Below are 14,245 nucleotides of genomic sequence, written 5' to 3'. Positions count from 1 at the left end.
TGGTTAACCCATAGTTAACCCGTGCCTGCAATAGTTAACGCGAATGGCCAGCTTCACGCTGCAGCGCTTTGCGTCTCCCCATATATGCGCAAACCCGCAGCACCTGGCCGAGCGAAAGGGCATGGCATGGATTGGCGACGGGGATTTTGCAGCATGGCATTCTGCGCCGGCCTGTTGGCGCCGTTCTCTGCACAGGCCGCCGACGAAGAACTGCTCGACGCGCCCGAGATCACGATTTCGCCGGAAGCGACCGGCGGCGGGCTTTATCTGCGTGGCGACATCGGCTACGCAGCCTGGCTGGACGAGGGCGATCCCTTCTACCGCTCCTCTGGCGGCACGGGAGCCGTTTCCTTCGACGACGCGCGCTTCGACAAGCCGGCCTCCGCCACCATCGGCCTCGGCTATCAATTCACCGACGTCATTCGTGCCGATCTAACGGCCGAATATTTCGAGGGCCGCTTCGACGGGGCGTCGCTGTCCGCCAGTCCGTGCGCGGGCGAGGGCGCGGGGACGAGGTGCGCTCTTTCCCACAGCGCCAATTTTTCCGCGCTCGGCCTGATGGCAAACGGTTATGTCGATCTGGCGACGCTTGCCGGTTTCACGCCGTATCTCGGTGCCGGTATCGGAGCGACCCGGATCGACTGGAAAACGACCCATGAGACCTCGACCTGCGTTGGGGCAGGCGGGGCCTGCTCCGGGACGGCGGGCGGTGCTTCCTATGGCGGGCGGGACAGCTGGCGCTTTACCTATGCCCTCATGGTGGGCGCCTCCTACGACGTCACGGATCGGCTGAAGTTCGATGCCGGCTATCGCTATTCGCAGATTGCGGATGGCGACATGTTTGGCTCCGGGGGCGCGGAGGGCTATGACGACGGACTGTCGCGTCATGAGTTCCGCGTCGGACTGCGTTTCGCGCTTTGGTGATGCAGTGCCGGTTTGCTCGAAACGGCAAAAGTTTCTTCAAACGCGACGCGACCGCTTGACTTCCTCTCCGAGCCGCAATATTCCCGGCGGCGGGACACCCCTCCCCAACGAGGGGCTTCTATCTGAGAGGATAGCATATGACGAAGCCTGCCAAGCCGGCCATGCGCCCGGCCAATACTCATTTTTCTTCCGGTCCTTGCGCCAAGCGTCCCGGTTGGACGCTCGAAGCTCTCTCCGATGCCCCGCTCGGTCGCTCGCACCGAGCCAAGATCGGAAAGACAAAGCTCAAGCAAGCGATAGATCTCACCCGCGAAATTCTCGAAGTTCCGGCCGATTACCGTATCGGTATCGTGCCCGCTTCGGACACCGGTGCCGTTGAAATGGCGCTTTGGTCGCTGCTCGGCGCCCGCGGCGTCGACATGCTGGCCTGGGAGAGCTTTGGTGCCGGCTGGGTGACCGACGTCGTCAAGCAGTTGAAGCTTTCCGATGTCCGCCGCCTGGAGGCCGATTACGGCGCGCTCCCGGACCTGTCCAAAGTCGATTTCGATCGCGACGTGGTCTTCACCTGGAACGGCACGACCTCCGGCGTGCGGGTTCCGAATGCCGATTTTATTCCCGCGGATCGCAAGGGCCTGACCATCTGCGATGCGACCTCCGCCGCCTTCGCGCAGGCGCTCGATTTCGCCAAGCTCGACGTCGTGACTTTCTCCTGGCAGAAGGTGCTCGGCGGAGAGGGCGCCCATGGCGTGCTGATCCTCAGCCCCCGCGCAGTCGAACGGCTGGAGACCTATGTCCCCGCCTGGCCGCTGCCGAAGATCTTCCGCATGACCAAGGGCGGCAAGCTGATCGAGGGTATCTTCACCGGCGAGACGATCAATACGCCGTCCATGCTCTGCGTCGAGGACTATATCGACGCGCTTCTCTGGGCGAAGTCGGTCGGTGGCCTCGAGGGTCTGATGGCCCGCGCCGATGCCAATGCCGAGGTCATTCACCGTTTCGTTGCAGCCAATGACTGGATCGCCAACCTCGCGGTGAAGCCCGAAACCCGATCCAATACGTCGGTCTGCCTGAAGATCGCCGACAATAATGTGTCGGCGCTCGACGCGGACGCACAGGCCGCCTTCGCCAAGGGGGTCGTGGCCCTCCTCGAGAAGGAAGGCGTCGCATTCGACATCGGCCATTATCGCGATGCGCCGTCTGGGCTTCGCATATGGGCGGGCGCGACGATCGAGACGTCCGACATGGAAGCGTTGATGCCGTGGCTCGCCTGGGCTTTCGAGACCCAGAAGGCGACGCTTTCGCAGGCTGCCGCCTGATCCGATGCGATCCGCTTCGCTCTCCCTGAGGGCGAAGCCTAATCCCCAATGGTTCAGACCTGTTTTTCAAGGAGGCCTTCATGGCACCTCGCGTTCTCGTATCCGATGAACTGTCGGAAACCGCTGTCCAGATATTCCGCGATCATGGCGTGGAAGTGGATTTCCAGCCGAAGCTTGGCAAGGACAAGGAGAAGCTTGCCGAGATCATCGGCAATTACGACGGCCTTGCCATCCGCTCCGCCACCAAGGTGACCGAAAAGCTGATCGCCGCCGCGACCAACCTCAAGGTCGTCGGCCGGGCCGGCATCGGCGTCGACAATGTCGACATTCCCGCCGCTTCGCGCCGCGGCATCATCGTCATGAACACGCCCTTCGGCAACTCGATCACCACCGCCGAGCATGCGATCGCGTTGATGTTCGCCGTTGCAAGGCAGCTTCCCGCCGCCGACGGCTCGACCCAGGCCGGCAAGTGGGAGAAGTCGAAGTTCATGGGTGTCGAGATCACCGGCAAGGTGCTCGGGGTCATCGGCGCCGGCAATATCGGCTCGATCGTCTGCGCCCGCGCGATCGGTCTCAAGATGCACGTCATCGCCTATGATCCGTTCCTGTCGAAGGAGCGGGCAGAGGAAATGGGCGTCGTCAAGGTCGAGCTCGACGAACTCCTCGCCCAGGCAGACTTCATCAGCCTGCACGTGCCGCTGACGGACAAGACCCGCAACATCCTGAACGCGGAGGCGATTGCGAAGGCCAAGCCGGGCGTGCGTATCATCAACTGCGCCCGCGGCGGTCTCGTCGATGAAAAGGCGCTTGCCGAGGCCCTCAAGTCCGGCCACGTCGCCGGCGCAGGCTTCGACGTCTTCGAGGTCGAGCCCGCCACGGAGAGCCCGCTCTTCGGCCTGCCGAACGTCGTCTGCACGCCGCATCTCGGCGCATCGACGACCGAGGCGCAGGAGAACGTCGCTCTTCAGGTCGCCGAGCAGATGTCGGAATATCTCGTCAAGGGTGCGGTCACGAACGCCATCAACATGCCGTCGATCACGGCGGAAGAGGCGCCGATCCTGAAGCCCTTCATCCGGCTCGCGGACGTTCTCGGTGCCTTTGTCGGACAGGTCACCGAAAGCGCGATCAAGGAGATCGAGATCCTCTACGACGGGTCGACCGCGGCGATGAACACCAAGGCGCTGACGAGCGCGGCGCTCGCCGGCCTGATCCGCCCCCAGGTGGCCGACGTCAACATGGTTTCGGCGCCGGTCATGGTCAAGGAAAAGGGTGTGATCCTTTCCGAGGTCAAGCGCGACAAGACCGGTGTCTTCGACGGCTACATCAAGCTGACTGTCAAGACGGCGAACCAGACCCGCTCCGTCGCAGGGACCGTCTTCTCCGACGGCAAGCCGCGCTTCATCCAGATCAAGGGCATCAATCTCGATGCGGATGTCGGCAATCACATGGTCTACATAACCAACACCGACGTTCCCGGCATGATCGGCTTCATCGGATCGACCCTCGGCGACGCGGGCGTCAACATCGCGAATTTCCAGCTCGGCCGTGAGAAGCAGGGCGGCGACGCGATCGCGCTGCTTTACGTCGATGGCCCGGTTTCGGAGACCGTGCTCGACAAGCTGCGGGCGAACGAAGCGATCCGCCAGGCAAAGCCGCTGGTGTTCAATATCGACTGAGCCGCACTCGGGCTTTCAAATTGCCCCTTCCCGCAGGCGTCCGCAGGGGAGGGGCTTTACCATATATGTCACCGCGGCAGCTTCGGCCGGCCGCGTTCGGCAATGGCGATGCCGCCGAGGACGAGTGCCAAAGCCGCAAGATGAAACGGGTGGAATATCTCGCCGACCAGAAGGACGGAGAGAAGGGTCCCGAACACGGGAATGGCGTTGATGAACAGGCCGGCACGATTGGCGCCGATCATCTCGACGCCGCGAACATAGAGAACCTGCGACATCAGCGAGGGGAAGATCGCCGCATAGATCACGATCGCCCAGCCGGTCGCATCCGGCATGATTGCCGTACCTTTCCCGATCTCCCACAAGAGGAGCGGTATGGCGCTCAGCAGCGCCCCGAAGGCCGGTGCGGCTATGAAGCTCTGCCAATGCATTGCCGGTTTCCACCGCAGCGCAACCGTGTATGCGGCATAGACGATGCAGGCGAGGATCATCAGCGCGTCGCCGAAATTGAAGCTCAGGCGCATGAGGCTGGCGAGATCGCCATGGGCGGCGGTAATGAGCACGCCGATCAACGTCACGGTAAAGCCGATGACCTGGGCGAGCGACGCCTTCATCTTGAAAAGCGCGAAATTGAAGATGAAGATCAGCATCGGAATGCCGGCCTGAAGGATGACGGCATTGATGGCGCTGGTGTATTGCACCGCGGAATACAGGAACGCATTGAACATGGTGAAGCCGACGGCGCCATAGGCAAGCAGTTGCAGCCAGTGCTGGCGGATCTTTTGCCAGTCGCGGCGGATCTGCGGCATCATCAGGGCCAGGATGACGGCAAGCGCGAGCAACCAGCGCAAGGTCGTCAGCATCATCGGGCTGACGTGCCCGACGGCCATCTTGCCCGCCACTGAATTGCCGCCCCAAAAGAGCGCGGTAATACCGAGATAGAAATAGGCTCTGGCGTTCACGATGATACGGTCCGTGCGGGATGGAGGAGGATTGCCGGAATGGCACGAGAGTTCGAGATATAGGCGTTAAATCCGCGCTTTGTCATTCAAAAAGGGCTGGCCACCGCTCATAACGGGGTCGCTTTCCGAAAGACAACACAGTATAGATGCGCGGGTTTGAGAACAGCGCAACGTCCGCATGCGCGCGTAAACAGGAAGAGAATTATGACGAATGTCGTGGTGGTCGGATCCCAGTGGGGCGACGAAGGCAAAGGCAAGATCGTGGATTGGCTCTCGGAACGCGCCGACATCGTGGTGCGCTTCCAGGGCGGCCACAATGCCGGCCACACGCTGGTGATCGACGGCGTCAGCTACAAGCTGTCGCTGCTGCCTTCGGGTGTCGTCCGCCCCGGCAAGCTCGCCGTCATCGGCAATGGCGTGGTGATCGACCCTCATGCATTGCTCGCCGAGATCGACAAGCTTGCGGCCCAGGGCGTCAAGGTCACGCCCGAGAACCTGCGCATCGCCGACAATGCCACGCTCATTCTCTCGCTGCACCGCGAGCTCGACGGCATACGCGAAGACGCGGCTTCAAACAGCGGCACGAAGATCGGCACGACCCGCCGCGGCATCGGTCCGGCCTACGAGGACAAGGTCGGCCGCCGCGCGATCCGCGTCATGGATCTCGCCGACCTCGACACGCTGCCGGCAAAGGTCGATCGGCTGCTGACGCATCACAACGCGTTGCGCCGCGGCCTCGGCGAGGCCGAAATCAGCCATCAGGCGATCATGGACGAGTTGTCGTCGGTTGCCGAGCGCGTGCTGCCGTTCATGGACACGATCTGGCTGCTGCTGGACCGGCAGCGCCGCAAGGGCGCACGGATTCTCTTCGAAGGCGCGCAGGGCACGCTGCTCGATATCGATCACGGCACCTATCCCTTCGTGACCTCGTCGAATACGGTCGCAGGTCAGGCCGCCGCCGGGTCGGGCATGGGCCCCGGCGCGCTCGGCTATATCCTCGGCATCACCAAGGCCTACACGACGCGGGTCGGCGAAGGGCCGTTCCCCACCGAACTCGACGATGAGATCGGCCGCTTCCTGGGAGAGCGCGGCCATGAATTCGGGACGGTGACGGGGCGCAAGCGCCGTTGCGGCTGGTTCGATGCTGCGCTGGTGCGCCAGTCGGTGGCCGCTAACGGCATCACGGGCATAGCGCTCACCAAGCTCGACGTGCTCGACGGGCTGGACGAGTTGAAGATTTGCGTCGGCTATACTCTGGATGGACAGCAGATCGACCATCTTCCCGCAAGTCAGGCACAGCAAGCTTCGGCAAAGCCGGTCTATATCACACTCGAGGGATGGAAAGAGTCGACGGTGGGCGCCCGCAGTTGGGCCGATCTTCCGGCGCAGGCGATCAAGTATGTTCGCCAGGTCGAGGAACTGATCGGCGCGCCGGTCGCGCTACTTTCGACCAGCCCGGAACGGGACGACACGATACTTGTGACGGACCCTTTTGAGGACTAGTGTCGGCGCAAGGAAAGCGGCGACGCGGCAATTGCCGCGGGTCTGGAAATTGAGAAAGTACTGATGGCGGATTTTGTTGCAGTTATTCGCAGGACGGTCGACGGCCTGTCGGAAAACACACTGGAAATGCGAGGCAGGGTCTACGAGAAGGCGCGCGGTGCCGTGCGCCGCCAGCTCGAGAGCATGAACCCCCGGCCGTCGGACGACATGATCAACCGCCAGCTCAACAAGCTGGAACAGGCAATCTCCGAGGTTGAAAGCGAGCACGCCGAAGCCCTGCCGCCGGTCGAGGAGATCGAAGCTCTCGAGCCGGATACGCTCGAAGCACAGCCGGGCGACGAGGCCGCCACACCGGTAACACAGGAGGCGGAGCCCGAGGCATTGCCGGCCTCATCCGTCGAAGCGGAGCAGACCGCCCCAACGCCGGCCGAAGAGCCTGCTTCTGACGCCGCCCCCGAAGAGCCCGAAGGTCCGGTGCAAGCGGCCCCCGATGAGGAGCCGCCCGCACCGGTTGCCGAGGCCCCCACGGTCGACATGCGCGACGAGGCACCGCTTCACGAAGAGGAGCCGGCCGACGCTGCCCCCGCCGTTCCGCAACGGGATGAGCCGGCCGAGGAACAGCAGCCGGCCGCCGAAGCCGATGCGCAGCAGGAACATCCTGCCCAAGACGTGACGGCCGCCGAGCCCGATCCGCAGGATGTCAGCCGCAATGAGGCTGAGGTCGAATCATATCCGGCCGAGCCGGCACCGGCCGAACCGACGCCGGCGGAGGTCCAGGCCGATGATGTGCCGGACAGGCGGGGACCATCCGAGTGGGCTTTGCCCGAATGGGAGGATACCACCCCCTCGCCACGGCCGAGCGAGATCCCGGTCGAGCCGGAAGACCATAGGCAGGACGAGACGTCGCCGGCCGAGCCCGAGCGGCTGGGGATACATCCGGTCGAGCCGGAAAAGGCCGAAACGGAACAGCATAGCGGCGAGGCGGACGCAGCGCGCTCCTGGTCATTCGACGACAGCGATCCCTTCGCCCAAGGTACCGAAGGCAAGAAGGACCGGCCGGCCGACGAGCCGGAAATTTCCGAATGGTCGTGGCCCGTCGAGAAGGCTCCGGCCGCCGCGAACCAGGAAGAGCGTGCCGGCACTGCCTGGGATCATGTCGACGATCTGCTCGGTTTTGAGGACGACGGCCGGACGGCGAATGGTTCCGCGAGCAACAAGGACAAAGACAGCAGCCTTGCCGCGCCGCCTGCGGTTCCCGCTCGCCCCGCGTCCTATCGCGCCACGCCCAAGCCCAGCCGGTTCAGCATCAAACGCCTGGCGATCGGCGGGGCGGTCGTGCTTCTCCTCGGCGCCGGCGGCTACGCCTACTGGCAGAATAGAGAGGCGGGCAATGCCTGGCTCACGGGCATGGTCGCGAAGATCATGCCGAGCGATCCCGCCGAGACGCCGGCACCGGCGACACCCGGTGGCGAGGCCGAGCCGGCGAACCGACCGGCCGAACAGTCCGGCACCGAGGAAAATACGGCGCTTTCGGATGCTGCGTCCACCAAGTTCACCCAGCGGCTGCTTGCCGATGGAACGGAAAGGGACGAGGGACCTGCCGTCGCGACCGAGACGGCCGCTTCTCAGGAAGGCAAATCCGTCGCTGCACGGACGCATGCGGTAGAGCCGCCGAACGCCAATGCCGGCGTGCAACAGGCGGCAGCGGATCAGACGGCCTCGCCGGTGCCCGGCCAGACCGCCAGCGAGGCAGCAGCGCAGCCCGAGGTTTCCGTCGCCGATGGCGAGAAGATGTTCCTCTATGAAGAGAGGCTCGGCCAGTCCTCGCCGACCGCGATTCCCGGCACCGTTGCCTGGTCGATCAAGGAGGAGTCGCCAGGCGGCGATGCCAAGCCCGAGCCCGCCATCCAGGCGCAGATCACGGTTCCCGATCGTGGCCTCACGGCTTTGATGACCATCAAGCGCAATGCCGATCCGTCCTTGCCGGCAAGCCACGTGATCGAATTCGTGTTTTCGCTGCCCGAGAGCTTCGAGGGCGGCGCCATAGACGGCGTCCAGCGCGTCTCGATGAAGCGAACCGAGCAGGACCGCGGCGATCCGCTGATCGCCGTCCCGGCGAAGATCACCGACGACTTCCACATGATCGCACTCAACGATTTTGCCGAAGCGGTCAGCAACAACACCGAACTTCTGCGCAGCCGCAGCTGGATCGATATCCCGATCACCTACCGCAACGGCCGCCGCGCTCTCCTTACCCTGGAGAAAGGGCAGGGCGGAGCGGACGCCTTCAACAAGGCCTTGCAGGCTTGGGGAAGTCCCGGCAGTACAGCTTCCAGCGGGCAATAGTCTAAGGCCTGTTGAGATCCGGGCCACCCGCCGCCGCTTGTTTGATACCCGCATCCCTGTGCTCGTCACAGGGATGAGGGTTGAGAGGGTGCGGTCCCCCGGCGCGCTTCATAAACCGGGAAGATTGCGAGGCGGCGCGGAAGGTCGCGGGTCACGCCTGTGTAAAGCATCCCGCTTCGCTTCTATGCGAGAATGTAGGAGCCGCACATCCCCGGTCCCTCATTCCTGTGCTTGTCACAGGAATCCAGCCAGACCAAGTCCTTGGGCTGGAAAGGCCTTCCCGCGCCGCAGACGCGGCGCTGCTGGATCCCTGTGACGAGCACAGGGATGAGGGGTAGAGAGGGTGCGGTTCCTTGGCGCGCTTCATAGACCGTGAAGATGGTGAGGCGGCGCGGAAGGTCGCGGGTCACGCCCGTGTAAAGCGTCCTGCTTCGCTTCTATGCGAGAATGTAGTAGCCGCACATCCCCGGTCGCTCAATCCTGTGCTTGTCACAGGAATCCAGCCAGACCAAGTCCTTGGGCTGGAAAGGCTCTTCCGCGCCGCAGACGCGGCGCTGCTGGATCTCTGTGATGAGGATGAGGAGAGATTGTAGCCCTCCGAAAAGTGTTCTACAGCGCCGCGCGTCTTACGAGACGCGCAAAGGTCGCTGTAGCACTTGAGCTGCTGCTCGGTCGGTACTCATGGAATTCCAGCGCATCGCCATCCGTGCCGACAAAACCCACCAGAGCTTCAACGCCATTATCCATCTCGCGGCCGCCGCCCATCCGGAAGTGCGCAGTGTCAGAACACATGAAGACATGAAAAATCCCGGCTGGATCTCCAGCCGGGACTTTCGTTGTGGGGGTGAATGCGTGGGCCTTTAAGCGCCTTCAACCACGCGCAGCGCACTGGCTCGTTCCAGCGCGGCCTTGCGCACGGCCTCCTGCACCTTTTCGAAGGCCCGAACCTCGATCTGCCGCACGCGCTCGCGGCTGATGTCGAACTCGGTCGAGAGATCCTCCAGCGTGATCGGCTCCTCGGTGAGGCGGCGGGCCTCGAAAATCCGGCGCTCACGGTCGTTCAGAACCTTCATGGCATTGGCCAGCAGTGCGCGGCGGCTCTCGAGCTCGTCCTGTTCGATCAGGATTTGTTCCTGATTGTCGTGGTCGTCCACCAGCCAATCCTGCCACTGGCCGGAATCGCCTTCGCTCGCCTTGATCGGCGCATTGAGCGAAGCGTCGCCCGAAAGGCGACGGTTCATCGAGACGACCTCTTCCTCACTGACCTTCAGGGTCGTGGCGATCTCCTTCACCTGTTCGGGCTTGAGATCGCCTTCATCGAGGGCCTGGATGCGGCCTTTCAGCCGTCTCAGGTTGAAGAACAGGCGCTTCTGGTTGGCCGTCGTGCCCATTTTGACCAGAGACCACGAACGCAGGATATATTCCTGGATGGCAGCCTTGATCCACCACATGGCGTAGGTCGCGAGGCGGAAGCCGCGATCGGGCTCGAACTTCTTGACCGCCTGCATCAGGCCGACATTGCCTTCGGAAATGACTTCGCCGATCGGCAGACCGTAGCCGCGATAACCCATCGCGATCTTGGCAACGAGGCGAAGATGGCTCGTTACGAGCTTGTGCGCGGCCTTGCGGTCGTCATGCTCCTGGTACCGCTTGGCGAGCATGTACTCTTCCTGCGGCTCGAGCATGGGAAATTTGCGAATTTCGTCGAGATAGCGGTTGAGACCGCCCTCTCCAGCAGCAATGGTCGGCAAGGTATTGCGGGCCATGAAGCACCCCCTTTGTGCGTCGCCGGCCTCCGGGACGGCAGGCCGGGCCTGTGGGTCTTCATCCAAGACCCCACGAGGCTAATAGATAAGTGCGGCGAAAGCATGATTCAAGGAATCCAGTTTCACGCTGTCGTGAAACTTGAGAAAGAAATCGGCGGGTTGAAACGCCTATAAGATTGGAATCTTCATACGCAAATTCAAGGGGCTCCGACCCGCAGCGCCGCGATCAATTCCTGAATATCCGCCGGCACAGGCGTTTCGAAATGCATGGTCTCGCCGGTTGCGGGGTGTTCGAACTGCAGCATGAAGGCGTGCAGGGCCTGTCGTGGAAAGCGGTTGACGGCGGCTCTCGCCGGTTCCGGCAGCAGATTGGCCTTGGTGCGGAAGGCCGCGCCGTAATCCGGATCGCCGATCAGCGGATGACCGATATGGGCCATGTGCACGCGGATCTGGTGGGTACGCCCGGTCTCCAGATGGCACTCGACGGTGGAGGCGAGAGAGGTGCCGTCCGGTTTCTCGTGATAGCGCTCGATCACCTCGTAATGCGTGATCGCCTCGCGTGCATCGTCACTGTCTTCGCGTTTGACGGCCCGTTTCGTCCGGTCGCCGGCCCGCCCCAGCGGCGCGTCGATCTTGCCTTTCAATTGGCGCGGCCGGCCCCAGACTACGGCCCGATAGGCACGCTCGAGCGGCCCGCTGCGGCCGTGGTCGGCGAACTGATCCGAAAGGTGGCGGTGTGCGGCATCGTTCTTCGCGACCACCATGACGCCGCTCGTGTCCTTGTCGAGGCGATGCACGATACCGGGGCGCTTGACGCCGCCGATGCCGGAAAGGCTGTCGCCGCAATGGTGGATGAGCGCGTTGACGAGGGTTCCCGTCCAATTGCCGGCGCCGGGATGCACAACCAGGCCGGCCGGCTTGACCAGTACGATCAGGTCGGCATCCTCGTAAAGCACGTCGAGCGGGATCGCCTCACCCTTGGGTTCGGGATCCTCCGGCTCGGGCAGGGCAATCCGGAAGGAGTCGCCGGGGTGAACCTTTCGCTTCGGTTCGGTGACGGTCGCGCCGTTGATCGAGACGGCTCCTTGCTCGATCAGGCCCTTGATGCGATTGCGGGAAAACTCGCCCGCAAGCGCTTCCGTCAGGAAGGCGTCGAGGCGTCCGGCCGCGTCATCGCCTGCCGTCAGGACTTTCCTATTGCCGGGCGCTTGTTTAAAGGGATCGTTCATTCCGTTCCAATTCCGATAGAAAGCCGACCATGACCGCAATCGAGCCTGAAGAACAGGAAGACAAGCCGCTTGATCCAGCGATGGAGAACGTCCGTCGCAAGATGGTGCGCCTGCAACTCGTCTCGGCCGGCGTGATGCTGGTGATGCTTATGGCCGTCCTCGGAGCCATTGTCTACAAGCTGACCCGCACGGACGGAAGGGCCGAGGCGGCGCAGCCGGCCTTGAGCGTGCCCGGCGATGCTCCGGTAAGCGCCATCGCGGCGCTGCCGGCCGGCTTCTCGGTGAGCAATGTGGCGCTTTCCGGCTCGCAGCTCGTCTTCTACGGCAGTCTGCCCGGTGCGGAGCCGCGTGCGATCGTTTTCGACATCAGGGCCGGCCGCATCGTTGCCGACGTCACTGTCAGGACCAATTGACGATATGACTGAACCTCTCCTTCGCATCGACGATCCGGCGGACCCGCGCATAGCCGGGTTTCTGTCGATCAAGGAGCGCGATCTGACGGGACGGCAGGGCCGCTTCATCGCCGAGGGGACCGTCGTGCTCAGGATGCTTGCGGCCGCGCATCGCGAAAGGCGCGGCATCGCAGCCGAGGCGATCCTGCTCCTCGAGAGCCGGGTGGCCGGTATCGCGGACCTGCTCGCGCAGTTTCCGCCGGACGTTCCGGTCTATGTGGCGGCCGGCCGCGTCTTCGACGCGATCGCCGGGTTCAACATGCATCGCGGCGTGCTGGCGCTCGGCCGGCGCGATGCTGCGCCCGGCCGCGATGCGCTGATTGCAGGATTACCGCAGTCGAGCCTCGTGCTCGCCGCCTGCGGCATATCGAACCACGACAATATGGGGTCGCTCTTTCGCAACGCTGCGGCCTTCGGGGTCGATGCGGTGCTGATGGACTCGATGAGTTGCGATCCGATGTACCGCAAGGCAATTCGCGTATCCGTGGGGTCGGTGCTGACGCTGCCCTTCGCGCGCGAGGGTACAGCGGCGGAGCTGGTCGGACGTCTTCAGACGGCAGGTTTCGTCCTCTGGGGGCTGTCCCCGCGCGGCACCGCCGACATCACCGCGATCCCGCCGGCGCCGCGCACAGCATTGCTGGTCGGCACCGAGGGCGAGGGGCTGCCCGAAACGATACTTTCGGACATTCGCACGGCCCGCATCCGGCAACGGCCCGGCCTGGACAGCCTCAACGTGGCGATGGCAGCCGGCATCGCGCTTCATCAGGTTGCAAGCATCAACGGCAGGGTTTGAGCGGAACGGCGAGCGTTTCGGCACGATGGGTGCAGATACAAGGGGCATGCCGCCGGCATCCCCGGCCTGATCTCATTCGGGCTCCAGCATCTCCTTCACCCGCTGCGCCAGGCTCCTTCGGCCTGCCCGGCCTTCGGCATCTTCGCCGGCAAGAAGGCCGTGGATGGGCGAGGTGTTGCCCTCGCGCGTCGCCGTCAGGGTGACCATGCCTGCTGCGATTTCGGCCATCTCCTCGCGGAGCGCCTCGTCGTGAGCAGCCGATTTGGAGCCGACAAGGCGTTCGGAAAGCGCTGTCGCCCGGTTTCTGAGATCGTCGGAAAGCGCAGTCGTGTCGAGGCCATCCGTCGCGGGGTCGTGCACGTCCGCATGCTTCGAACGCTTCGCACCGCGCGTTTTGACCTGCGACCTCAAATGGGCGATCTCTGCCGCGCGTTGTTCGAGGGCACTCTCGCGATCGGCGTTGGCCGCCGTTTCGCGGGCGAGGCGGTTTTCGAGTTGATGCATGCCTGTCTCGTCCTGGGTGAGGCGCTGCTCCATTTCCCCGGCGCGGGCGGTTTCCGCCTCCAGGTTGGCGCGCAAGGTCTCGCGCTCGTCGTGGATCGCTCGCATCCGGCTCTTCAGGTGCTCGATTTCGGTGTCGCGCGCCGCAAGGTCTATCTTGAGGCCATCGAGGTCCGCGCTCTGCTTGTCGATCCGGCTCTGCAGCGCGCGCACGGTCTCGGAATGCGCGCCGTTCTCTCGTGCCGAGCTTTTGGCAGCCGCCTCCATGCTTTCCAGGCGTTGTTCCAGCCGACGGATGGTAGAGCGCATGGTGGCCGCCTCGACGTTCATATCCGCCAGCTGCGCTTGAAGTTCGGTGTTTTCGCTCACCAGATGGCGCGTGTCCCTCAGGGTCCTTTCGTGCTGCACCATCAGCGCGACAGCCTTGTCGCGCTCGCGGCGCAGCGCCTGAAGCGTCTTGGCGTTTTCGACGGCATAGGTCGCGCGCGCCGCATCCCTTTGCGCGCGCACTTCCTGCGGGCTCAGAGGCATCGTTGCCTTCAGCCTGTCCTCCGCAAAGCGCACGATGCGCCTTTGGATGGCAGGGGCGACGAGAAGGCCGATGACGACCGCCGTCAGGAAGCCCAGGGCAAAGAGGAGCGCATATTCAATCACGTGCTGGCCGTTTCAGTGTGGACCGGGTCTGCAGCAGGCAGTCATTCGCGTTCATGCAGTAAGCATGATGCGGGAAATGCTGCAACAATTACCGCAAGCTTGCACGTCTTTTCGGGCAGGGTTCAT

Annotated in this window: 12 protein-coding genes; 8 read left to right on the top strand and 4 right to left on the bottom strand. The window is 63.6% G+C overall.

The features are described 5' to 3' along the window. Positions 1-126 precede the first annotated feature (126 nt). The 3 genes from ACTJKL_RS04045 to serA all read left to right on the top strand — a co-directional run bounded on the left by ACTJKL_RS04045 (position 127) and on the right by serA (position 3,916). Entirely contained in the window at positions 127-924 is a 798-nt protein-coding gene (locus ACTJKL_RS04045; protein WP_522960288.1) for an outer membrane protein, read from the top strand. Positions 925-1,061: 137 nt separating this feature from the next. Further along, positions 1,062-2,240 (top strand): phosphoserine transaminase, encoded by a 1,179-nt coding sequence (locus ACTJKL_RS04040; protein ID WP_440852232.1) that lies wholly within the window; start codon positions 1,062-1,064, stop codon positions 2,238-2,240. An 80-nt stretch (positions 2,241-2,320) separates the two neighbouring features. Then, the gene (serA, locus tag ACTJKL_RS04035) at positions 2,321-3,916 is read left to right on the top strand and encodes a phosphoglycerate dehydrogenase (RefSeq protein WP_440852231.1); all 1,596 of its coding nucleotides are present in this window, start codon (positions 2,321-2,323) and stop codon (positions 3,914-3,916) included. 68 nt (positions 3,917-3,984) lie between these two features. Here the strand turns inward: serA and ACTJKL_RS04030 are convergent, their stop codons facing one another. Further along, the gene (locus ACTJKL_RS04030) at positions 3,985-4,875 is read right to left on the bottom strand and encodes a DMT family transporter (RefSeq protein WP_440852230.1); all 891 of its coding nucleotides are present in this window, start codon (positions 4,873-4,875) and stop codon (positions 3,985-3,987) included. Positions 4,876-5,079: 204 nt separating this feature from the next. Between ACTJKL_RS04030 and ACTJKL_RS04025 the strand changes: the two genes are divergently transcribed. The 3 genes from ACTJKL_RS04025 to ACTJKL_RS04015 all read left to right on the top strand — a co-directional run bounded on the left by ACTJKL_RS04025 (position 5,080) and on the right by ACTJKL_RS04015 (position 9,588). After that, complete coding sequence (locus tag ACTJKL_RS04025) at positions 5,080-6,378, top strand: adenylosuccinate synthase (RefSeq protein ID WP_018096856.1); 1,299 nt, start codon at positions 5,080-5,082, stop codon at positions 6,376-6,378. A 63-nt stretch (positions 6,379-6,441) separates the two neighbouring features. After that, complete coding sequence (locus ACTJKL_RS04020) at positions 6,442-8,724, top strand: hypothetical protein (RefSeq protein ID WP_440852229.1); 2,283 nt, start codon at positions 6,442-6,444, stop codon at positions 8,722-8,724. Between the two features lie 681 nt (positions 8,725-9,405). Next, complete coding sequence (locus tag ACTJKL_RS04015) at positions 9,406-9,588, top strand: hypothetical protein (protein ID WP_198516774.1); 183 nt, start codon at positions 9,406-9,408, stop codon at positions 9,586-9,588. On the opposite strand, the gene rpoH is transcribed toward ACTJKL_RS04015, so the two are convergent. Further along, complete coding sequence (rpoH, locus tag ACTJKL_RS04010; protein ID WP_003527567.1) at positions 9,585-10,490, bottom strand: RNA polymerase sigma factor RpoH; 906 nt, start codon at positions 10,488-10,490, stop codon at positions 9,585-9,587. The two genes, ACTJKL_RS04015 and rpoH, sit on opposite strands and share 4 nt — an antisense overlap. Before the next feature lie 197 nt (positions 10,491-10,687). Next, positions 10,688-11,719 (bottom strand): RluA family pseudouridine synthase, encoded by a 1,032-nt coding sequence (locus ACTJKL_RS04005; protein WP_324762288.1) that lies wholly within the window; start codon positions 11,717-11,719, stop codon positions 10,688-10,690. 29 nt (positions 11,720-11,748) lie between these two features. Here ACTJKL_RS04005 and ACTJKL_RS04000 point away from each other — a divergent pair, with 29 nt between their 5' ends. Both ACTJKL_RS04000 and ACTJKL_RS03995 read left to right on the top strand, forming a co-directional pair. Beyond that, positions 11,749-12,132, top strand: coding sequence for a hypothetical protein (locus ACTJKL_RS04000; protein ID WP_018096861.1), 384 nt, complete (start codon positions 11,749-11,751; stop codon positions 12,130-12,132). A 4-nt stretch (positions 12,133-12,136) separates the two neighbouring features. Continuing rightward, the gene (locus ACTJKL_RS03995; RefSeq protein ID WP_411921790.1) at positions 12,137-12,964 is read left to right on the top strand and encodes a TrmH family RNA methyltransferase; all 828 of its coding nucleotides are present in this window, start codon (positions 12,137-12,139) and stop codon (positions 12,962-12,964) included. Between the two features lie 72 nt (positions 12,965-13,036). Here ACTJKL_RS03995 and ACTJKL_RS03990 read toward each other — a convergent pair whose 3' ends face one another. After that, positions 13,037-14,119, bottom strand: a complete 1,083-nt coding sequence (locus ACTJKL_RS03990) for a coiled-coil domain-containing protein (protein WP_440852228.1) — start codon at positions 14,117-14,119, stop codon at positions 13,037-13,039. Positions 14,120-14,245: the final 126 nt, after the last annotated feature.

Origin of the sequence: Sinorhizobium sp. 22678, from assembly GCF_052044265.1 — a bacterium.
In the GTDB taxonomy this organism is placed as follows: domain Bacteria; phylum Pseudomonadota; class Alphaproteobacteria; order Rhizobiales; family Rhizobiaceae; genus Sinorhizobium; species Sinorhizobium meliloti_A.
Note: the sequence above shows the minus strand (reverse complement) of the source record. Positions and strands in the feature narration are given on the sequence as shown.

Excerpts from the sequence above, each read along its gene's own strand:
- ACTJKL_RS04045 (WP_522960288.1), top strand. The coding sequence starts at position 127 with ATGGATTGGCGACGGGGATTTTGCAGCATGGCATTCTGCGCCGGCCTG.
- ACTJKL_RS04040 (WP_440852232.1), top strand. The coding sequence starts at position 1,062 with ATGACGAAGCCTGCCAAGCCGGCCATGCGCCCGGCCAATACTCATTTT.
- serA (WP_440852231.1), top strand. The coding sequence starts at position 2,321 with ATGGCACCTCGCGTTCTCGTATCCGATGAACTGTCGGAAACCGCTGTC.
- ACTJKL_RS04025 (WP_018096856.1), top strand. The coding sequence starts at position 5,080 with ATGACGAATGTCGTGGTGGTCGGATCCCAGTGGGGCGACGAAGGCAAA.
- ACTJKL_RS04020 (WP_440852229.1), top strand. The coding sequence starts at position 6,442 with ATGGCGGATTTTGTTGCAGTTATTCGCAGGACGGTCGACGGCCTGTCG.
- ACTJKL_RS04015 (WP_198516774.1), top strand. The coding sequence starts at position 9,406 with ATGGAATTCCAGCGCATCGCCATCCGTGCCGACAAAACCCACCAGAGC.
- rpoH (WP_003527567.1), bottom strand. The coding sequence starts at position 10,490 with ATGGCCCGCAATACCTTGCCGACCATTGCTGCTGGAGAGGGCGGTCTC.
- ACTJKL_RS04005 (WP_324762288.1), bottom strand. The coding sequence starts at position 11,719 with ATGAACGATCCCTTTAAACAAGCGCCCGGCAATAGGAAAGTCCTGACG.
- ACTJKL_RS04000 (WP_018096861.1), top strand. The coding sequence starts at position 11,749 with ATGACCGCAATCGAGCCTGAAGAACAGGAAGACAAGCCGCTTGATCCA.
- ACTJKL_RS03995 (WP_411921790.1), top strand. The coding sequence starts at position 12,137 with ATGACTGAACCTCTCCTTCGCATCGACGATCCGGCGGACCCGCGCATA.